Genomic DNA, 20,680 nt, shown 5'->3' on the forward strand with positions numbered 1-20,680 from the left:
CGCCGGGCACAGGGCAATGCCCGCATCGGCAACGCTTGCCGCCACGCAGGGACAAGCGCCCCGGTGCCGGTGTATACAGCCAGCATGGGCACTTCAACGACGCGGACATGGGATGCGGTCATCATTGGTGGCGGGCACAACGGCCTGGTCTGCGCGGCCTACCTGGCCCGCGCCGGCCGCCGGGTGCTGGTGCTGGAGCGCCGCGCGGTGGTGGGCGGGGCGGCAGTCACCGAGGAGTTCCATCCGGGGTTCCGCAATTCGGTGGCCTCTTATACGGTGTCGCTGCTGCAGCCGAGGATCATCCAGGAGCTGGCGCTGGCCGCGCATGGCCTGCGGGTGGTGCCCCGACGGATCAATAATTTCCTGCCACTGGACGGGGACTACCTGCTGGCCGGTGCCGGGCTGACCCGTTCGGAAGTGGCGCGCTTCTCCGCGCGCGATGCCGAGCGCCTGCCGGCATTCGAGCAGCGCCTGGAAGCCTTTGCCGATGTACTGCGCGCGCTGTCGCTGCAGGCGCCGCCCAACGTTGGCGAGGGCCACTGGCTGACCCAGCTGCCGGCGCTCTGGCGGGCCGGCCAGCTTGGACGGCGGCTGCATGGGCTGGCACCGGCACTGCGGCAGGAGCTGCTGGACCTGTTCACCATCTCGGCGTCGGAATACCTGGATCGCTGGTTTGAAAGCGAACCGATCAAAGCGCTGTTCGGCTTCGACGGCATCGTGGGCAACTACGCAAGTCCAGATGCGCCCGGTACGGCCTATGTGCTGCTGCACCACGCGTTTGGCCAGAGTAATGGGGTGAAGGGCGCCTGGGGCCATGCCATTGGCGGCATGGGGGCGATCACCCAGGCGATGGCCCGCTCGGCAACCGCCGCCGGGGCCGAGATCCGCACCGACGCCGGGGTGCGCCGGGTGGTGGTTGAACACGGTCGTGCAGTGGGGGTGGAGACGCTGCAGGGTGAGGTCATCCGGGCCCGCAAGGTGGTGGCCAACGTCAATCCCAAGCTGCTCTACGAACAGCTGTTGGCGCCCGATGAGGTGCCCCTGGCCACCCGCGAGCGCATGGCCAACTGGCGCTGCGGCTCGGGTACGTTCCGGATGAACCTCGCGCTGTCGGCGCTGCCTTCGTTCACTGTGCTGCCCGGGGCGGGCGACCACCTCACGGCCGGCATCATCATGGCGCCCACGTTGGCCTACATGGACCGCGCGTACAGCGATGCACGCCAGCACGGCTGGTCGCGCGAGCCCATCGTGGAAATGCTGATCCCAAGCACCCTGGACGACTCGCTGGCGCCGCCGGGACAGCACGTGGCCAGCCTGTTCTGCCAACACGTGGCGCCGGTACTTCCCGGGGGGCGTAGTTGGGATGACCATCGCGATGAAGTGGCCGATCTGATGATCGCCACGGTGGATCGGCATGCACCGGGGTTCAGCGCGCTGGTGCTGGGCCGGCAGGTGTTGAGCCCGTTGGATCTGGAGCGCACCTTCGGGCTGATTGGCGGGGACATCTTCCATGGGGCGCTCAGTCTCAACCAGTTGTTCAGCGCCCGGCCGATGCTTGGCCAGGCCGACTACCGTGGGGCACTACCGGGCCTGTACCTGTGCGGTTCGGGGACGCATCCCGGGGGCGGGGTGACGGGTGCGCCAGGGCACAACGCGGCGCAGGCGATGCTGCGCCGGTAGCCGCCGGAGCCCCCCTGTATAGTGGTGGGCTGTCCCGTTCGGCTTTTCCGGAGTTCCCGCAGTGAGTGCCAGCCCCTCTCGACGTCCCCATGCCAGCCAGGTGCAGAAGGGCCTGACCCTTCATCCGCGCGTCCGCAACGTGATCGCGGTCGGTTCGGGAAAGGGCGGCGTGGGCAAGTCCACCACGGCGGTGAACCTGGCGGTGGCACTGGCCCGGCTTGGCGCCCGTGTCGGACTGCTGGACGCCGACATCTACGGCCCCAGCGTGCCGATGATGCTGGGCCTGAGCGGGCGCCCGGAAAGCCCGGACAACAAGTCGATCGAGCCCCTGCGCGCGTTTGGCGTGGAAACCATGTCGATCGGCTACCTGATCGAAGACGAGACCCCGATGATCTGGCGCGGCCCGATGGCAACCTCGGCCATGACCCAGTTCTTCAACGACACCCTCTGGGACGACCTGGATTACCTGTTGATCGACCTGCCGCCGGGCACCGGCGACATCCAGCTCACCCTGACCCAGAAAATTCCGCTGGCTGGCGCGGTCATCGTCACCACCCCGCAGGACATCGCCACGCTGGATGCGAAGAAGGCGCTGAAGATGTTCGAGAAGGTCGAGGTGCCGGTGCTGGGCATCGTGGAAAACATGGCCGTGCACACCTGCAGCAACTGCGGCCACGTGGAGCACCTGTTCGGCGAAGGGGGCGGCGAACGCATGGCCGCGCAGTATGGCGTGCCGCTGCTGGGCTCGCTGCCGCTGGATATCGGCATCCGCGAGCAGGGCGATGCCGGTACCCCGATCACCGCTGCGGCACCGGATTCGCCGGCCGCGCAGGCCTACCTGCGCGCCGCCGAGCGGTTGGTGGAAGAAGTGGCCAAGCGCCCGCGCGCCAGCATTCCGATCCTGTCTTCGCTGCTCTGATCGCTTTAGAATCGCCCATTCCCGCACCCAGGACCCCCCATGAGCATCAAGAGTGACCGTTGGATCCGCCGCATGTCCGAGCAGCACGGCATGATCGAGCCGTTCGAAGCCGGCCAGGTCAAGCAGGCCAACGGCCAGCGCATCGTCAGCTACGGCACCTCCAGCTACGGCTACGACGTGCGTTGCTCGCGCGAGTTCAAGGTGTTCACCAACATCAACTCCACCATCGTCGACCCCAAGCACTTCGACCCGGGCAGCTTCGTGGACATCGTGGGCGATGAGTGCATCATCCCGCCCAACAGCTTTGCCCTGGCGCGCACCGTGGAGTACTTCCGCATTCCGCGCGACACCCTGGTCGTCTGCCTGGGCAAGAGCACCTACGCGCGCTGCGGCATCATCGTCAACGTGACCCCGCTGGAGCCGGAGTGGGAAGGCCATGTCACCCTGGAATTCAGCAACACCACGCCGCTGCCCGCGCGCATCTACGCCAACGAAGGCGTGGCCCAGATGCTGTTCTTCCAGGCCGACAGCGACGACATCTGCGAAACCTCGTACAAGGACCGCGGCGGCAAGTACCAGGGCCAGACCGGCGTGACCCTGCCGCGCACCTGAGGGCAAAAAAGCGCGGATCGCTCCGCGCTTTTTCTTATTTCCCGCGTCCGAACAACAACCCGATCCCCACTGCCACCAGGATCGCCGGCCACCAGGTAAGAATCAGACGACCCATGTTCATGTTGGTCCAGCCCAGGTTGCTGGCCAGCAGGAACAGGCCGACGAGGATCAGGACGATGGCGGCGACAAGGTTGGAGCGCATCAGAGGCAGGGTCCGCTTAGGGTTGGGGCGAATATCCTAGCCGTTCCTTCCACATCGCGACACGTTCCTGCAGCACCGCCTCATCGAAGGGGTGGGCCTGGCCGTGGCCCCACACCGGCGCCGGCCACGCTGGATCGCCGACATGCCGGCCAACCACGTGGAAGTGCAGCTGCGGCACGATGTTGCCCAGCGTGGCGAAGTTGATCTTCTGGACCCCATCGGTGCCCTTGAGCGCCCGGCAGCATCGGTTCAGTTCGGTGCGCAGCTGGTCCTGCTGGTTGCCGTCCAGCTCCAGCCATTCGGTGATGCCGCTTACGCGCGGCACCAGAACCAGCCACGGGTAACGTTCGTCGTTCATCAACCGCACTTGCGACAACGGGCCTTGGTCCACCAATACACTGTTGGCGGCCAGGCGTGAATCCAGTTCGAAATCGCTCATCCAAGATGCTCCGCAAAGAAGGCAAGGGTGCGTTTCAGCGCCAGCTCGGCGCTGTCCGGATCATACGCATGTCCGACGCTGCGGTTAAAGGCGTGGTCGGCCGGATAGACGAATGTCTCCATGTTGGGCAGCTTCTCGCGGTGGGCCTGGATGGCTTCCGGCGGGATGCTCTTGTCCTGGGCGCCGAAGTGGAACATGACCGGGGCCTTGAGTGGGTCGTCCAGGAACTGGACATTGCGCGCGCCGTAGTAGCTGACCGAGGGCAGGCCCAGGCGCATCGCCGAGAGCAGGGCAATGCTGCCGCCCCAGCAGTAGCCGACCGTACCGACCTTTCCATGTGGCGCCAATCGCGAAGCGGCCGCCCGCACCACTTCCAGTGCCTTCTCCACGCCCAGCGCGTTGACATGCTCCAGGCCCTGTTTCACCCCGTTCGGGTCATAGGGCAGGGCGTCGGGGTCGGTCCCGGTACCGTCGATCAGGTCGAAGAGGGAGGGCGCCAGTACCTCATAGCCCTCGGCAGCAAAGCCCTCGGCCACCTCGCGGATGTGCGCGTTGGCGCCGAAGATCTCCTGGATGACCACCAGCCCCCCGCGTGGCTTGCCGTCCGGCCTGGCCTGCCAGGCCCGGACCGGACCGTGATGCGTATCAAGCGTTACCCACTCACCCATTGCCAGACTCCTGTTGGTTCAGGCCTTCATTATCGGCCTGCGGCCTCGCGTCAAAGTTGATGCTTTCTGTGGCCAGAACTGCCTTGACCGTGGATTCAATGAAGTCGAACGCTGCCTCCGGAACGCGATGCTGGAACTGGTCGCGCCTCCGTTTTGAAACGACGCCGCCTTGCTGGAAGGCACTGACAAGCAGGACAGCAAGATCGGTATTGATCAGGTCGTAGGCTTTGTCGACCTCATTGTGCGCCATGTCGTAGCGCATGAGGAACTCGGTTTCGTTGCGAAGCTCATCGTCCAGGGCAAGCTCAGCCATCTTCATGCAGAACTCCGCAGCCGACGTAGCGTCCCAATAGCGGTAAGCGCCGTATTGGGCATCACCCAGGTAGGTGTATTCGAACTGCTCTGCATCGATCCAGCGGACATCCCATTTTGCACGCATCGGCCGCGAGAACTGTTGCAACGCATCGAGATACTCGGCTTCATGTTTTTTCATGGCCACCGAGACCGGCAGGATCAGGCCGTTTTCCAGAGCGCCCGCGCGGCAGAGGGTCTGGTGCAGCAGGAACCGGGAGAGGCGGCCGTTGCCATCCATATAGGGATGGATGAAGACGAAACCGAAGGACACCACCGACGCAGCGACCAACGGGTCTACTCCCTCCAGGTGATTGTTCGACCAATCCATCAGAGCGTCCATCAACTCATGTGCCAGTACGGGAGGTGGCGGCACATAGGTCACTGCAGCGGCCCCGCGATCTGCCCGGGCAAGATGGTTCTGCTCCTGCCGGAAGGACGCTGCTCTCTGCAGGGGATTGGTGATCGCAATGTTCTGCAACTCCGACAGATAGTCTTCGGTCAACGGTTCGCGTAAATGCGCCTGCTGCAGGACGCGTACAAAAGCTGCTTGCTTGGACGCCCCGGGTACTTCACCCTCGATCTCGAAGCTCCCTCGCGTCTCACTCAAATACGCCCATTCCAACGCCCGGTCGCGGATATTCGAGTCCATGCCGCTGAGGACGTGATTGGCCCTGTCCAACACCGAACGCTCTATCGCTTCCTTGATGGCCGGTGTCCTCTCCACGGTGGCGCAGTACACCAGCGTCCCCAGGCCATTGAAGTTCACACGCCAGCGAGCATTACGCTGGTCTTGGCCGGTGACAAACCTGGAGGGGTCGAATACGTCGACTACCGCGCCGGTCGCTGCCGGTAGATCTTCAAGTTGACAGCGATTGCTTTGCTCCCAGAAAAAACCGGCCAGTCGTGCATACGCCCCCCCAGGTGTCTGCCGGAAGGTCGCCGAGACCCGCCCTGCGGGAACATGGCGCATGCCCTCCATGAGAATGGCCAGGTTGGTATGCTCATGCTTCAGGGCGAACAGCAGATGATCGAGCACATCTGCCTCCTGCCCCGGCGCCACACCGGCAGGGACCGCCACATGATCGGCAAACTGCTCAACCCTGGTCACGGGGCGGATGTGCGCAGACCGGCGCGGGGGGAGCGCATCAAGCCTGCAATGATTTCTTACCCATTCGTACCCGATCGCGGTCATTTTTTTACACCACCCCAGATTTATTTACATATTGCCACTTCTTGACGGATTATTTTACACTCAGTCTCATTGATATGTGAGATTCTTGCGCGGCGTCAGAACGCCGCCGCCCGCGCATCATCGGGAGCCCCATCTCCGGCTGTCCGCGCGGTTCAGCGGCGCTGAAGCGCACGTGGTTGCAAGAGTTCGCCCCGATTCAGACCCAAGCTCCAACGCCGGTATACTTGCCGCCGTTTCCGGCCCCCAGGTCCCTGCGCCATTCCGGCGTGGGCCCAGGCCCCCAGAGTCCCGCGATTCCATGTCCCAGCTGAACCCCAAAGTCGGCTTCGTCAGCCTTGGCTGCCCGAAGGCCCTTGTCGATTCCGAGCGCATCCTCACCCAGCTGCGGGCCGAGGGCTACGACATCGTTCCCTCCTACGATGCGGCCGACGTGGTGGTGGTCAACACCTGTGGTTTCATCGATTCGGCGGTAACCGAATCGCTGGACGCAATCGGCGAGGCCATGAACGCCAATGGCAAGGTGATCGTCACCGGCTGCCTGGGCAAGCGCCCCGAGGAGATCCGCAAGGCCTACCCGGACGTACTGGCGGTGTCGGGTCCGCAGGACTACACCAGTGTGATGGAAGCGGTGCACGCCGCGCTGCCGCCCAGGCATGACCCGTTCGTGGACCTGGTGCCGGACTACGGCATCAAGCTGACCCCGCGCCATTACGCTTACCTGAAGATTTCAGAAGGCTGCAACCACCATTGCAGCTTCTGCATCATTCCCTCGATGCGCGGCAAGCTGGTCTCGCGCCCGGTGGACGACGTACTGCGCGAAGCGGAGCGACTGGTGCGCGGCGGGGTCAAGGAGCTGCTGGTGGTGTCGCAGGACACCTCCGCCTATGGCGTGGACGTCAAGTACGCCGAACGCATGTGGCGCGACAAGGCCTACCAGACCCGCATGAAGTCGCTGTGCGAAGGACTGTCCGAACTGGATGCCTGGACCCGCATGCACTACGTGTACCCGTACCCGCACGTGGACGATGTGGTGCCGCTGATGGCCGAAAACCGCATCCTGCCGTACCTGGATATCCCGTTCCAGCATGCCAGTCCGCGCATCCTCAAGTTGATGAAGCGTCCCGGTGCGGTCGACAAGACCCTGGAGCGCGTGCAGCGCTGGCGCCAGCTGTGCCCGGACATCACCGTGCGCTCGACCTTCATCGTCGGCTTCCCGGGCGAGACCGAGGCCGAGTTCGAGGAGCTGCTGTCGTTCCTGGATGAGGCGCAGCTGGATCGCGTTGGCGCGTTCGCCTATTCGCCGGTCACCGGCGCGATGGCCAACACTCTGCCCGGCGCGGTACCCGAAGAAGTGAAGCAGGAGCGCCTGGCCCGGTTCATGGCCCGCCAGGCCGAAATTTCCGCGGCGCGCCTGGAAGCCAAGATCGGCACCGTGCAGCAGTGCCTGGTCGATGCCATTGAAGATGGTATCGCCGTGGCCCGGTCCAGGGCCGATGCGCCGGAGATCGACGGCCTGGTGCATATCGAGAACGCTGATGAAGCAACGCTGCGCGTGGGCCAGTTCGTGAACGTGGAGATCACCGAGAGCGATGAGCACGATCTGTACGGTGATGCGCTGATCGAAGAAAGCGCGACGATCCGGCAGCTCGACCTCAAGGTGCTGTGACCGGCGCGGCCGCCCCCGGGGCGGTCGGCCGCCGGCGTTTCATTGCGCCGGCGCGCGGGGAGGTGGATCGGGCGTGCTTCGCCCATCCGTTGTTTGCCGCGTTTGCTGCTTACCAGGATGTGATGGCGGCCGCCGACTGGCCGTCCATTGACGCGCTGGACCAGCGGCTTGCGTTGCCCGGCAAGCAGCTGGTCGAGCAGGATGATGCGTTGCTTGCCGATGGCCTGCACTACGAGCGGCGCATTGCGCAGGGGCGCATCGCGACCCGTCCGCGCAACTGGCATGACCTGTTCAATGCACTGGTCTGGGCGCGCCATCCGGCGATCAAGCACGCGCTCAATGCGCGGCAGTGTGCCGAACTCGTTGATGCATCTGCCGTTGGACGAAATCGTACACAGGCCGTGCTGACCCAGTTCGACGAAACAGGGGTGATCGTGCGAGTGCGCGATGCCTCGTTGCTGCATGCGTGGGACCGGCATGATTGGAGCGCGCTGTTCGTACAGGGCGCAGAGCGGTGGCGCAGCGGCGCCATCGCCGTGTCTGCCGTGTTCGGTCATGCATTGATGGAGCAGGCGTTGTTGCCTTCGCGATTGCTGGTGGGCAAGTGCGTGGTGGTGCAGGGCGAGGATGACGCGCAGGCGGTGGAGCAGGTGGCGCAGGCCATTTCGCGTGCGGACCTGCTCAATGATCCGCTGGAGCTTCGCCCGCTGCCGTTGATGGGCATTCCGGGCTGGCATCCCGATCAGGACGTGCTGTTTTACCGCCAGGTCGAGTACTTCCGCCCGGCCCGGGATGGAAGGGAATACCCCGCCCCGGCCCGGTAGCAACCGTGCTCCTGGACCTGCCATGGTTGCACGGGCACCTTGCCGATAACGGTTCAACGTCGGTAACGCACCGCAACGAACGCCGTAACCGCCGTAGACACCTCACCCGGCCGGGTACTCCACCGCCAGGATCGCAAACCCGGTCCGCCCACTCGGCAACTCCACCTCAAATTCATCGTCCACACGCTTCTTCAACAACGCGCGCGCCAGCGGCGAATCGATGCTGATCCAGCCCGCGCCCGCATCGGTCTCATCCGGGCCCACGATGCGATACCGGCTGACATCGCCGCTGTCCACGTTCTCCAACTCCACCCACGCACCAAAAAACACCGCGCGTGGATCGGTCGGCACGGTATCCACCACGCGCAGCGCCTCCAGCCGCTTGGTCAGGTAGCGCACCCGGCGGTCGATTTCGCCCAGCTGCTTCTTGCGGTAGGTGTACTCGGCATTCTCCGAACGATCGCCTTCGGCGGCTGCCGCCGCCAACGCCTTGACCACCTCCGGGCGCCGAACGCGCCACAAGTCGTCCAGCTCGGTCTTCAACCGCTGGTGGCCCTGTGCGGTGATCAAGGCCGTACTCTTTTCCGCCGGGGGACGCCAACGCGACATCGGCTCAGCGCTTGCCGCCGAAGATGCCGCCCAGGATGCCGCGCACGATCTGGTTGCCCAGCTTGGTGCCCACGGTGCGGGTGGTCTGTTTGGCCATGGTTTCGATCATGCCCTGGCGGCGCTTGGTGCCGAAGATCGCATCCTTGATCGATTGGCCGAACCCGCTTTCCTGCTGCTCATCCTGCTCGCGGGTGCGCGCCTTGGGCGCGTCAGGCTGTTCCACCGCCTTGGCCGCGCGCTGGGCCAGCAGCTCGGCCGCCGATTCGCGGTTCACGGCGGTGTCGTAGCGGCTGCCGACCGGGCTGCCGGCGCGCACCTGCGCCCGCTCGGCCTCGGTAATGGCGCCCATCCGGCAACGTGGCGGAGCGATCTGGGTCTGCTGCACGGGGGAGGGAATCCCCTTGTCCTGCAGCGTGGACACCAGCGCCTCGCCGGTACCCAGCTGCGACAGCGCGGCCACCACATCCAGCTTCGGGTTGGGCACGAAGGTTTCCGCCGCGATCTTCACCGCCTTCTGGTCGCGCGGGGTGAACGCGCGCAGCGCATGCTGCACCCGGTTGCCCAGCTGCCCCAGGATGTTGGCCGGCACGTCGTCGGGGAACTGCGAGCAGAAATACACGCCCACGCCCTTGGAACGGATCAGCCGCACCACCTGCTCGATGCGTTGCACCAGCGCGGCCGGGGCGTCATCGAACAACAGGTGCGCCTCGTCGAAGATGAAGACCAGCTTGGGCTTGTCCAGGTCGCCCACCTCGGGCAGCGTCTCGAACAGCTCGGACAGCAGCCACAGCAGGAAGGTCGAGTACAGGCGCGGCTTCAGCACCAGCTGGTCAGCGGCCAGGATGCCGATCACACCGCGACCGTCGTGATTGACCCGCATCAGGTCAGCAAGCTCCAGCGCCGGTTCGCCGAAGAACGACTCGCCGCCATCCTGCGACAGCCGCAGCAGCGAACGCTGGATCGCCGCCACCGACTGCGCGCTGACCAGCCCGTACTCGGTGGAGATGTCCTTGCGCTCGTCGGCCACCAGGCCCAGCAGGGCGCGCAGGTCGTCCAGGTCGAGCAGCAGCAGGCCACGGTCGTCGGCCAGCTTGAACACGATGTCAAGCACCCCGGACTGGGTGTCGTTGAGTTCCAGGATGCGCGCCAGCAGGGTCGGGCCCATTTCGCTGACGGTGGTGCGCACCGGGTGGCCCAGTTTGCCGTACAGGTCCCAGAAGATCGTGGGGCTGCCGGCCGGCGCGTAATCGGCCACGCCGATGTCCTTTGCGCGCTGCAGCAGGGGCTCGGCACCCGTGCCGGGCACGGCCAGGCCAGAGACATCGCCCTTCACGTCGGCCAGGAACACCGGCACGCCGATGCGCGAAAAGCCTTCGGCCAGTGTCATCAGGGTCACGGTCTTGCCGGTACCGGTAGCGCCGGCCACCAGGCCGTGGCGGTTGCCCAGCCGGGGTTGCAGGGTGACGGGGATGTCATCGGTGACGCCTTTGCCGAGCAGGATCGGATCCATGGTCAACTCGCTCTGTGGAGGGGCTATGTGAATGGGCAGGATTCTAAACGTCGGCGTGTATCGGCCGCCTGACCGGGTTGCCCCGATACGAGTGGCACGGCTACTCTGCCCTGTCTTTCGCCCACAGTGCCAAAAATGCCCGTTCCTGTCCTGCTTGCCCGTGTTTGGCCGTTGTTGGCGTTCGCTTCCCTGCTGTCGTTCGTGCCCGATGCGCACGCCCAGCGCGTGTCCGCCCGCGACAAGGTCAAGATCGAGGCCCTGGAACAGCGCATGGCCGCCGCCGAGAAGCGCTACGCCGATGCGCTGGTGCTGGTCAACAACGCCGACCCCAAGGGCAAGAACGAAGGCGATGCCGCGCTGGAGGACATGGAGGACGTGATCAGCGCCTGCGTGGCGCAGAAGGGCTGCCAGGTCAGCAACCTGCTGGTGACCTACAAGCGCCTGTTGAAGAACAACGCCGATGCGCGCGATGGCGACGACAGCGAAGTGATCGCCGGCGATGGCGGCCTGCTTGAGGCCGATCCGGACCATGTAGGCCCATTGACCGCCGATGTGCCCGAGGCCGCCCGCGCCGCCGCGCTGCTCAACGACAAGCGCCACGCCTTCGACAACATGGTCGAATACAACCCGGCGGTGCAGGCCGGCATCCGCCGCTGGCTGACCGACATGCGCCCGGCGTTGATGAATACCTACGAGAACTACCAGACCCTGCGCGCGGTGATGTGGCCGGAATGGGAAAAGCGCGGCCTGCCCGAGGCGCTGCTGTTCGGGATCATGGCCAAGGAATCCAACGGCCGCGTGCATGCCTCTTCGCGTGCCGGCGCCGCCGGGCTGATGCAGTTCATGCCGGCTACCGGGCGCCGCTTCGGGCTGGGTCCGGATGGCACCGGCTTCGACACCCGTTTCGATGCACGCAGCGCCGCCGAAGCCAGTGCCAGCTACCTCAACGAGCGCATGCGCGAACTCAACAACAACGTGGAGCTGTCGCTGGCCGGCTACAACGGGGGCGAAGGCCGCGCCGGGCGGGTGTATCGGCAGAACGTGGGTCAAAGCTTCTGGGTGGACAGCGTCTACAACCAGTTCCCGGCCGAAACCAAGGACTACGTGCCGATGGTGATCGCTGCGGCGTGGATCTACCTGCACCCGCAGCAGTACGGCGTGGACTTCCCCAAGGTCAGTGCGCAGCCGGCCACGATCCGCCTGGCCAAGTCCACCACCATCTACGAGCTGACCATCTGCCTGGGCAGCACCGGCACCCGTGATGGCTACATGCGTGCGCTGCGCAACCTCAATCCGCGCTACGAAGCCGATGGCTGGATCCCGGCCGGCACCCTCATCAACGCCACCACCCGCATTGCCGGGCTGTACAACCGTTACTGCGTGAGCGGCCCGCGCGCGGACCTCGCGCGCACGCTGATCACCGCCGACCTCAATGCGGCCATCGTGCGCCCGGCAGCTACCAGCTACACCGGCAACGTGGCGGTGGGCAGCGTGGTGCCGGTGGCGGGCATCCAGGCCAGCACCCCGGTGACGACCACGCCGGCGGCGCCGGTGGCGGTGCCGGCGGCCAAGCCCAAGGCGAAGCCGGTGCGCAGCCACAAGGTCGGCAAGGGTGAGACCCTGGGCCGGATCGCCGACAAGTTCAACTGCAACGTGCGCGAGCTGGCGCGGGCCAACGGGCTCAAGGCCCCGGCCTACGTGCTGCGCCAGGGTCAGTCCATCAAGCTGCAGGGCTGCGGTAAATAACCCACGAGGAACAAAGATGGATATCACCGCAATCAACGAGATGTTCGCCAACATCCGCGAGAATACCGACTGGGATCTCAATGGCGATCTGGTCTGGGGCTACTTCTTCGTCAACACCACCCCGGAGCCGCTGCATGGCTTGGCCAAGGTGCTGGAAGGGGAGGGCTACACCGTGGTCGAGGTGTTCGAGCCGGAACTGGAAGAAGCTGAAGCGCCCTACCACGTGCTGCACGTGGAACGCGTGGAAGTGCACAACGAAGCCTCGCTGGACAAGCGCAACCACGAGCTGCAGGCCCTGGCCGAAGCCAACGGCGTAGAGGATTACGATGGCATGGACGTAGGGCCCGTCGAGTTCGCGCACGATCCGGACAACACCTGAAACGAGACGCCCCGCGAAAGCGGGGCGTTTGTTTTGCGGGCGGCAGATCGCGTAGAGCCACGCCCTGCGTGGCTGCTCTCAACGCAGGGTGGCCAACGCCTGACCGAGCTGCACGGCGTGTTCGGCGTCCAGATGCGGCGCGAAATCGGCTACGCCTGGCGGCAGCAGCACGATGACCGTCGAGCCGTAATTGAAGCGCGCCATCTCGGCGAACCGCTCCAGGGTGATGCCCTTGCCGCGGTAATCCTTGCGGGTGATGGTGTCGCCGTAGGCCGGGATCTCTTCGCCGCCCCACACCGTCTCCACGCCCGACACCAGCAGCGCGCCGACCATCACCTGCACCATCGGGCCGAAATCGGTGTCGAAATGGCAGACCAGGCGCTCGTTGCGGGCGAACAGCCCCGGCACGGTGTTCACGGCCGCCGGACCCACACTGAACAACCGCCCCGGCACGTGCACGGTTTCGCGCAGGGTGCCGGTCCACGGCATGTGCACGCGGTGGTAGTCCTTGGGCGAGAGGTACACGGTGGCGAACAGGCCGTGGTGGAACACTTCGGCATCGGCCGCATCGCCCAGCAGTTCGGCGGCGGTGAACGACTGACCCTTGGCCTGGAAGATGCGGCCGTCTTCAATGGCGCCCAGCTGGCTGATCCGGCCATCGGCCGGCATCAGCAGGGTGCGGGCACCGGCATCGGGCACGCGCGCGCCCGGCTTCAAAGCGCGGGTGAAGAACTGGTTGAAGGTCGGGTAGCTGCGTGGGTCCGGGTTGGCCGCCTCGGCCAGGTTCACGCCAAACTTTTCGGTCACCGTGTCGATCAGCCAGCGTGAGATCCGCGGGTTGCTGGAATACGCCAGGCGCCGCGCCATCGATGACAGCAGGCGGTGGGGCAGGGCGTAGCTCAGCGTGGTGGTCAGGCTCATGGGGCGGATTTCTCGGTCAACAGGTTCAGGTCGCGGGCAATGGCCGGCGCGTTGAAGGGGGGGCGGATCAGACCGGCCAGCTTGCCGTCCGGGTCCAGCACGGCCAGGCTGGCCGAGTGTTCCAGGGTGTAATCCTGGGGGTTTTCATCGAAGCTTTTGCCCGGCACCTTCTGGAACACGAAGCCCAGCGCGGTGGCGAAGCGCTCCAGCGAGGGCACGTCGGCGGTGGCGGCCAGGGTGTCCTTGTGGAAGGCGTGCACGTACTCGCCCAGCCGCGCCGGGGTGTCGCGTTCGGGGTCCACGGACACGAACACCAGCCGCGGGCGCAGGGTCTCGGGCAGGGTTTCCCACTGCTTCTGGGCCTGGGCCAGGTCGGCCAGGGTGGTCGGGCAGATGTCGGGGCAGGACAGGAAGCCCAGGAACACCAGGGTCCAGTGGCCCTTGAGCTCACCGGGAATCAGCCGGGTGCCATCGGACTGGCCCAGGTTGAAGTCCGGCAGCGGGCGTGGCTGCGGGTAGAAGGTGATCGATTCTGTGGCCGGGCGGTTGCCTGCCGGCTTGGGCGCGAACACTTTCTGGGCAACGACCAGGCCGAGCCCGGCGGCCAGCGCGATGAGCAGGATGATGCCGACGTTGCGATTGAACATGTAAGGCCCATTCCCGAAGGGGCCTCCATGATAGGGGATGGGGGCCGGCGGTTTCCGTTTCCGCTGCAACGGATGCCGTGCTGCGCCGCAGCGCCTATAATCTGGGGCCACTTTGTCTGTTGCCCTGCCATGACCGCCGAAACGGCCGCCGAACTCCATACGATCATCGACCTGATCCGCTACGGCACCAGCCGTTTCAACGCCGCCGGGCTGACCTTCGGGCACAGCTATGACAACGCGCTGGACGAAGCCACCCAACTGGTCCTGCACGCGCTGCACCTGCCGCACGACCTGGGCCCGGCCTATGGCGCGGCCCGGGTGACCACCCCGGAGAAGGCCGAGGTGCTGGCCCTGTTCGAGCGCCGCATCAGCGAGCGCCTGCCGGCCGCCTACCTGACCGGTGAAGCCTGGTTTGCCGGGCTGAGCTTCAAGAGCGACCGCCGCGCGCTGGTGCCGCGCTCGCCGATCGCCGAACTGATCGAAACCGGCTTCGAACCGTGGCTGGCCGGCCGCGACGTGCACCGCGCGCTCGACCTGTGCACCGGCTCGGGCTGCATCGCCATTGCCATGGGCCACTACTACCCGAACTGGGAAGTGGACGGCGCGGACCTGAGCGATGAGGCGCTGTCGCTGGCCGAAGAAAACAAGGAACGCCTGCAGGCGCACAACGTCACCCTGCTCAAGTCGGACCTGTTCAACGGCCTCACCGGCCGTCACTACGATCTGATCGTGACCAACCCGCCGTACGTCACCAACGACGAAACCGACGCGCTGCCGAAGGAGTACTCGTATGAACCCGAAATGGGTCTGCGTGCCGGCGACGACGGCCTGGACCTGGTGCTGAAGATCCTGCGCGACGCGCCGCTGCACCTGAGCGAAGATGGCCTGCTGATCTGCGAAGTGGGCGAATCCGAACAGCACCTGATCAAGTTGTTGCCGGAAGTGGATTTCGCCTGGGTCGAGTTCAAGGTCGGCCAGATGGGCATCTTCGCGGTCGAGTGCCGTGAGCTGATCGCCCATAGCGCCCGCATCACCGAACTGGCGGCGCAGCGGCCGTGAGTTCCAACACCTTCGGCAAGCTGCTCTCGGTCACCACGTTCGGCGAATCGCATGGTCCGGCGATCGGCTGCGTGATCGACGGCTGCCCGCCAGGGCTGGAGATCAGCGCCGACGAATTCGCCCACGACCTGCAGCGCCGCGCCACCGGCAAGAGCCGGCACACTTCGGCGCGGCGCGAGGCCGACGAGGTCGAAATCCTGTCGGGCGTGTACGAAGGGCGCACCACCGGTACGCCGATCGCGCTGTTGATCCGCAACACCGACCAGCGCAGCAAGGACTACAGCAACATCGCCCAGCAGTTCCGCCCGGGCCATGCCGACTACAGCTACTGGCAGAAGTACGGCATCCGCGACCCGCGCGGTGGTGGCCGCTCGTCCGCGCGCGAAACCACCATGCGCGTGGCTGCCGGCGTGATCGCGAAGAAGTGGCTGCTGCAGCGCCATGGGGTGACCGTGCGCGGCTACCTGTCGCAGCTGGGCGAGATCACCCCGACCGGCCATGACTGGTCGGCGGTGGAAGACAACCCGTTCTTCTGGCCGGTGGCCGGACAGGTGCCGGCGCTGGAAAGCTACATGGATGCGCTGCGCAAGTCCGGCGATTCGGTGGGTGCGCGCGTCAACGTGGTCGCCGATGGCGTACCGCCGGGCTGGGGCGAGCCGATCTACGGCAAGCTCGATGGCGAGCTGGCGTCGGCGCTGATGAGCATCAACGCGGTCAAGGGCGTGGAAATCGGCGACGGCTTTGCCAGCGCCGCGCAGAAGGGCACCGAGCACCGCGACCTGATCACCCCTGAAGGCTTCGCCAGCAACCATGCCGGCGGCATCCTCGGCGGCATTTCCACCGGCCAGCAGGTCACCGCCTCGATCGTGCTCAAGCCGACCTCGAGCCTGCGCCTGCCCGGCGCCACGGTGGATGCCAGCGGCGCTGCCGTAGAGGTGATCACCACCGGTCGCCACGACCCGTGCGTGGGCATCCGCGCCACCCCCATCGCCGAGGCGATGATGGCGCTGGTGCTGATGGACCAGGCGCTGCGCCACCGCGCCCAGTGCGGCGATGTCGGCGACATCACCCCGCGCATTCCCGGGTCGATCGATGGTTGATCCGCGCCCCCGGGTCTGGGTCAGCCAACCGCTGTTCGATGATGTCATCGAACAGCTTGGGCAGCATGTCGTGTTGGCGACGACCCATGAGGTCACCCGCTATACGCCCGCGATGCTGGCCGAGCAGCTGGCCCAGGTCGACGGCGCGCTGATCACCCTCAACGAACGTATCGGCGCGGCCGAAATCGCCAACGCGCCGAACCTGCGCGTGATTGCCAATGTCGGGGTGGGCTACAACAACCTGGATGTAGGCGCGCTCAACGCGGCCGGCATCCTGGCCAGCAACACCCCGGATGTGTTGACCGAAACCACCGCCGACCTCGGCTTCGCCCTGTTGATGGCCACCGCGCGTCGGATCACCGAATCCGAGCGCTGGCTGCGCGAAGGACAGTGGGGCCAGTGGTCGTTCCAGACCATGCTCGGTGCCGACATCCACGGCAGCACGCTGGGCATCCTCGGCATGGGCCGCATCGGGCAGGGCATTGCCCGGCGGGGTGCGCTTGGCTTCGGCATGCGCGTGCTGTACCACAACCGCTCGCGCCTTCCTGATGCGACCGAAGCCGAGGTCGGCGCGCAGTATGTGGATCTGGACACGCTGCTGGCCCAGTCCGACCACCTGGTGCTGGTGTTGCCCTACGGCCCGTCTTCGCACCACATCATCGATGCCACCGCACTGGCGAAGATGAAGCCCACCGCCACCCTGGTGAACATCGCCCGTGGCGGCATCGTCGACGAACTGGCACTGGCCGACGCACTGGCCAATGGCCGGCTGGCCGCCGCCGGGCTGGATGTGTTCGAAGGTGAACCGAGCGTGCGCCCGGAGCTGCTGGCCCTGCGCAACATCGTGCTTACCCCGCATATCGGCAGCGCCAGCCAGGCCACGCGCCGGGCGATGGTGCAGCTGGCCGTGGACAACCTGCTGGCCGCACTCGGCCTGGGCCCGAACGCCGGCAACCCGCCCAGCGCGATCAACGCCGATGCCGTGGCTGCCAAAAAAATCGACGACGCAAAACGATAGGGAATCTCCGCCGCTGTTGCGTGAGGTTCCCCGAGCCCAATCTGCGGTTCAAACACATTCGGCAGGTCCCGACCGTTGGTCGGTACGCCAACACCAAACGAGGCTTATATGAACAACCCTGATCGTCGTTTCCACGTCGCAGTCGTCGGTGCCACCGGCGCCGTCGGCGAAACCATGCTGGCCATCCTGGCCGAGCGCAACTTCCCGGTCGCCACGCTGAGCCTGCTCGCGTCGTCGCGTTCGGCCGGCGGCGAAATCGACTTCCAGGGCCAGAAGATCAAGGTCCAGGACCTGGCCACGTTCGACCCGAATGGCGTGGATATCGCGCTGTTCTCCGCAGGTGGCAGCGTCTCCAAGGAGTTCGGCCCGACGTTCGCCGCTGCCGGTGCCGTGGTGATCGACAACTCCTCCGCGTTCCGTTACGACGATGACGTGCCGCTGGTGGTCTCCGAAGTGAACCCGGAAGCACTGAAGAACCGCCCGCGCGGCATCATCGCCAACCCGAACTGCTCCACCATGCAGATGCTGGTGGCGCTGGCGCCGCTGCACCGCCAGTACGGCATCCAGCGCATCAACGTGGCCACCTACCAGTCGGTGTCCGGCGGCGGGCGCTCGGCGCTGGAGGAACTGGGCAAGCAGACCGGCCAGCTGCTCAGCTTCCAGGGCATCGACCCGCAGCGCTTCCCGGTGCAGATCGCGTTCAACCTGATCCCGCACATCGACGATTTCCAGGACAACGGCTTCACCAAGGAAGAAATGAAGCTGGTCTGGGAAACCCGCAAGATCCTGGGCGATGACAGCATCCTGGTGAACCCCACCGCGGTGCGCGTGCCGGTGTTCTACGGTCACTCCGAAGCGGTCACCATCGAAACCCGCGACAAGGTCACCCCGGACGCGGCGCGCGAACTGCTGTCGCGGTCGCCCGGCGTGGAAGTGGTCGACCGGCATGAAGCCGGCGGTTACCCGACCCCGGTCACGCATGCCTCCGGCACCGATGCGGTGTATGTCGGTCGCATTCGTGAGGACCTGTCGCACCCGCGCGGCCTGAACCTGTGGATCGTGTCGGACAACATCCGCAAGGGCGCTGCGCTCAATGCCGTGCAGTTGGCTGAGCTGGTTGCCGCTGAAGGCTGACGGGCGCAGGTACCACGCAGGGCGTGGTACCTGCCACGCCCCTGCATGGCTGGATTGGTCGGGAATCGCTATATTGCCCGCATGAAGAACCGGGTTCCGGGCGCATCGCGCCCGCTCAAGTATGTCTCGACCCTGCTGCTGGCCTTGGCCAGCAGCTCCGCCATGGCCCTTGGCCTCGGCGACATCCGGGTGCTGTCCAAGCCCGGGCAGCCCTTGCTGGCTGAGATTCCGGTCATTTCTGCCGACCCGGCCGAGCTGGAAAACCTGCGCGTGGCCCTTGCCTCGCCGGTAACTTTTGCACGGGTCGGACTGGAACGCCCGACCGGCCTGGTAAGTGAACTGCAGTTCGAACTGACCCGCGATGCCAACGGCCGTGCCGTGGTGCGGGTGAGCTCGCAGGCACCAGTCACCACGCCGTCGCTGAATTTCCTGATTGAAGCCGACTGGGGGCAGGGCCGCCTGGTCCGCGAGTACTCGGCACTGGTCGATGCGCCCGACAGTGCCCTGGCCGTGGCCGAACCGGAAATCGTCGCGCCGGCGGGTGCGATGTCCAATGCCATCGTGCGCGAAGCCGAACCGGCTCCCGCGCAGGCACCGGACGCGACCGCCGCGCCCACGCCGTCGCGGACCAGCCCGGTGCCGGCGCGCAGTGCAGCGCCGTCGCGACAGGCTGCTGCAGCGCCTGCGCCAGCCGTTGCAGCAGACGGCAGCATCACCGTACAGCGTGGGCAGACCCTGTCGCAGATCGCCAGCGGGCTTGCCCGCGAGCAGGGGCTCAGCCTCGACCAGGCGATGATCGCTTTGTTTCGCGCCAATCCAGACGCCTTCATCCGCAGCAACGTGAACCTGCTCAAGCAGGGGGCGGTGCTGCGCAGCGCCAGTGCCGACGCACCGGTCGATGCCGCGCAGGCAGCCGCGATGGTGCGTGAGCACACGGCGCAATGGCGCCAGGCCCGCTCGGCCATTCCGCAGCCGACCCGCAGCGGCGTTGCCACGGCGCCTGCAGCAGCTGCACCGGCTGCCCCCGCCGTCGCGGCGGGAGGGCGCCTGGAGATCGCCCCGGCGGTCGCCGCTACCAACAACAATGCAGGTACAACCACCGGCACCGCCGCCGGCAGCGAGGGTGACATGCTGGGCAACGAACAACTGCGGCAGGCCAAGGAAGATGTTGCCACCCGCGATGCCGAGATTCAGGAACTGCGCAACCGCGTGGCCGAGCTGGAAAAGCTCAAGCAGCAGCAGGCATCGCTGATCGCGATGAAGGACACCGACCTGGCCGCCGCGCAACAGCGCCTGGGCGAGGCCCCGGCGGCACGGGAAACCGGCAGTGGCGGTTGGGCCTGGGTGGGCCTGGCCGTGCTGTTGCTGGTCGTGGCCGGATGGGTCGTGGCGCGTCGGCGCAAGCCCTCACCGTTGCCGCCGCTGCGCCGCGATGGCCTGGATGCGGCCAGCCTGGCTGCTGCCGTTCCCGCCGCAGACTACGTGGACGAGCTGGCGGCCCAGCAGGAAGTAGCCGCCGATGCACCCGACCTGCGTGATGCGCCGGCTTACGTCCTGGCCGATGCCGGTGTCCTGGACGATGGCCGGCGCGAGCCGATGTTCGCCCTGGAGCCGCAGCCGGGCCGCTCGATACATGATGCAGTGGGCGCGGTCGAAACCCCGGTGGTGGTCGCGCCGGTCGCACCCGATGCCGTCGATGATGGCGTTCCGCCGCACGCGCTGGAGGCGGCCGCGCAGCCCTCCTACCGCGGTGTGTTTGAGTTCCCCGAGGATACCGCCGAAGCGCCCGCGCGCCCGCCGGTTCATGTCGATACGGCCCCGCTCGGCACGCCCGGTCGCGGCCGCCTTGAACTGGCGATCGCCTACCTGGACCTCGGCGATGCCGACACCGCGCGGACCCTGCTGCTCGAAGTCGCCCAGGCCGGCGACCCGCACAGCCAGCAGCAGGCCCACGAACTGCTGTCACGGCTCGGATGATCCGCGCCGGCGGCCCTCCGGCAT

Annotated in this window: 20 protein-coding genes; 12 read left to right on the forward strand and 8 right to left on the reverse strand. The window is 66.2% G+C overall.

The features are described from left to right. The first annotated feature begins 84 nt into the window (after positions 1-84). From WIX41_RS14795 to dcd, 3 genes are all read left to right on the forward strand, one after another. Complete coding sequence (locus WIX41_RS14795) at positions 85-1,680, forward strand: phytoene desaturase family protein (RefSeq protein WP_339448762.1); 1,596 nt, start codon at positions 85-87, stop codon at positions 1,678-1,680. 61 nt (positions 1,681-1,741) lie between these two features. Beyond that, the gene (apbC, locus tag WIX41_RS14800; RefSeq protein ID WP_339448764.1) at positions 1,742-2,599 is read left to right on the forward strand and encodes an iron-sulfur cluster carrier protein ApbC; all 858 of its coding nucleotides are present in this window, start codon (positions 1,742-1,744) and stop codon (positions 2,597-2,599) included. 39 nt (positions 2,600-2,638) lie between these two features. Then, positions 2,639-3,211, forward strand: coding sequence for a dCTP deaminase (gene dcd, locus WIX41_RS14805; RefSeq protein WP_068853484.1), 573 nt, complete (start codon positions 2,639-2,641; stop codon positions 3,209-3,211). 34 nt (positions 3,212-3,245) lie between these two features. On the opposite strand, the gene WIX41_RS14810 is transcribed toward dcd, so the two are convergent. The 4 genes from WIX41_RS14810 to WIX41_RS14825 are packed head-to-tail and all read right to left on the reverse strand — an operon-like array spanning position 3,246 to position 6,066. Further along, positions 3,246-3,413 carry a LiaI-LiaF-like domain-containing protein gene (locus WIX41_RS14810; RefSeq protein ID WP_339448767.1) on the reverse strand — a complete coding sequence of 56 codons (168 nt, stop codon included), beginning with the start codon at positions 3,411-3,413 and terminating at the stop codon, positions 3,246-3,248. Positions 3,414-3,429: 16 nt separating this feature from the next. Then, the gene (locus WIX41_RS14815) at positions 3,430-3,852 is read right to left on the reverse strand and encodes an HIT family protein (protein WP_339448769.1); all 423 of its coding nucleotides are present in this window, start codon (positions 3,850-3,852) and stop codon (positions 3,430-3,432) included. Continuing rightward, entirely contained in the window at positions 3,849-4,520 is a 672-nt protein-coding gene (locus tag WIX41_RS14820; RefSeq protein WP_339448771.1) for a dienelactone hydrolase family protein, read from the reverse strand. Before WIX41_RS14820 ends, WIX41_RS14815 begins: the two co-directional genes overlap by 4 nt. Next, positions 4,513-6,066: a Fic family protein gene (locus WIX41_RS14825; protein ID WP_339448773.1), complete on the reverse strand. Its 1,554-nt coding sequence runs from the start codon at positions 6,064-6,066 to the stop codon at positions 4,513-4,515. The genes WIX41_RS14820 and WIX41_RS14825 overlap by 8 nt, the downstream gene beginning before the upstream one ends. A gap of 298 nt (positions 6,067-6,364) precedes the next feature. Here WIX41_RS14825 and rimO point away from each other — a divergent pair, with 298 nt between their 5' ends. Beyond that, complete coding sequence (rimO, locus tag WIX41_RS14830) at positions 6,365-7,732, forward strand: 30S ribosomal protein S12 methylthiotransferase RimO (protein WP_339448775.1); 1,368 nt, start codon at positions 6,365-6,367, stop codon at positions 7,730-7,732. A 62-nt stretch (positions 7,733-7,794) separates the two neighbouring features. Further along, a complete protein-coding gene (locus WIX41_RS14835; RefSeq protein WP_339448777.1) occupies positions 7,795-8,556 on the forward strand; it encodes a DUF3025 domain-containing protein in 762 nt (253 codons plus the stop codon). A 102-nt stretch (positions 8,557-8,658) separates the two neighbouring features. On the opposite strand, the gene greB is transcribed toward WIX41_RS14835, so the two are convergent. Both greB and WIX41_RS14845 read right to left on the reverse strand, forming a co-directional pair. Beyond that, entirely contained in the window at positions 8,659-9,165 is a 507-nt protein-coding gene (gene greB, locus WIX41_RS14840) for a transcription elongation factor GreB (RefSeq protein ID WP_339448779.1), read from the reverse strand. 4 nt (positions 9,166-9,169) lie between these two features. Beyond that, the gene (locus tag WIX41_RS14845; protein ID WP_339448781.1) at positions 9,170-10,675 is read right to left on the reverse strand and encodes a helicase HerA-like domain-containing protein; all 1,506 of its coding nucleotides are present in this window, start codon (positions 10,673-10,675) and stop codon (positions 9,170-9,172) included. Positions 10,676-10,810: 135 nt separating this feature from the next. Between WIX41_RS14845 and WIX41_RS14850 the strand changes: the two genes are divergently transcribed. After that, entirely contained in the window at positions 10,811-12,421 is a 1,611-nt protein-coding gene (locus tag WIX41_RS14850) for a transglycosylase SLT domain-containing protein (RefSeq protein ID WP_339448782.1), read from the forward strand. Positions 12,422-12,437: 16 nt separating this feature from the next. Beyond that, positions 12,438-12,800 carry a ribonuclease E inhibitor RraB gene (locus tag WIX41_RS14855; protein ID WP_339448783.1) on the forward strand — a complete coding sequence of 121 codons (363 nt, stop codon included), beginning with the start codon at positions 12,438-12,440 and terminating at the stop codon, positions 12,798-12,800. Between the two features lie 78 nt (positions 12,801-12,878). Here WIX41_RS14855 and asd read toward each other — a convergent pair whose 3' ends face one another. Next, a complete protein-coding gene (gene asd, locus WIX41_RS14860) occupies positions 12,879-13,721 on the reverse strand; it encodes an archaetidylserine decarboxylase (protein ID WP_339448784.1) in 843 nt (280 codons plus the stop codon). Next, positions 13,718-14,368, reverse strand: a complete 651-nt coding sequence (locus WIX41_RS14865) for an SCO family protein (RefSeq protein WP_339448786.1) — start codon at positions 14,366-14,368, stop codon at positions 13,718-13,720. The genes asd and WIX41_RS14865 overlap by 4 nt, the downstream gene beginning before the upstream one ends. A 129-nt stretch (positions 14,369-14,497) precedes the next feature. Here WIX41_RS14865 and prmB point away from each other — a divergent pair, with 129 nt between their 5' ends. From prmB to WIX41_RS14890, 5 genes are all read left to right on the forward strand, one after another. Then, a complete protein-coding gene (gene prmB / locus WIX41_RS14870) occupies positions 14,498-15,427 on the forward strand; it encodes a 50S ribosomal protein L3 N(5)-glutamine methyltransferase (RefSeq protein WP_339448788.1) in 930 nt (309 codons plus the stop codon). Next, positions 15,424-16,527, forward strand: a complete 1,104-nt coding sequence (gene aroC, locus WIX41_RS14875) for a chorismate synthase (protein ID WP_339448790.1) — start codon at positions 15,424-15,426, stop codon at positions 16,525-16,527. The genes prmB and aroC overlap by 4 nt, the downstream gene beginning before the upstream one ends. After that, positions 16,520-17,545 (forward strand): 2-hydroxyacid dehydrogenase, encoded by a 1,026-nt coding sequence (locus WIX41_RS14880; protein WP_339448792.1) that lies wholly within the window; start codon positions 16,520-16,522, stop codon positions 17,543-17,545. The genes aroC and WIX41_RS14880 overlap by 8 nt, the downstream gene beginning before the upstream one ends. Before the next feature lie 108 nt (positions 17,546-17,653). After that, the gene (locus tag WIX41_RS14885) at positions 17,654-18,679 is read left to right on the forward strand and encodes an aspartate-semialdehyde dehydrogenase (RefSeq protein WP_339448794.1); all 1,026 of its coding nucleotides are present in this window, start codon (positions 17,654-17,656) and stop codon (positions 18,677-18,679) included. A gap of 81 nt (positions 18,680-18,760) precedes the next feature. Next, complete coding sequence (locus tag WIX41_RS14890; protein WP_339448797.1) at positions 18,761-20,656, forward strand: type IV pilus assembly protein FimV; 1,896 nt, start codon at positions 18,761-18,763, stop codon at positions 20,654-20,656. The last annotated feature ends 24 nt before the right edge of the window (positions 20,657-20,680 follow it).

Source organism: Stenotrophomonas sp. AB1(2024) (assembly GCF_037482345.1).
In the GTDB taxonomy this organism is placed as follows: Bacteria; Pseudomonadota; Gammaproteobacteria; order Xanthomonadales; family Xanthomonadaceae; genus Stenotrophomonas.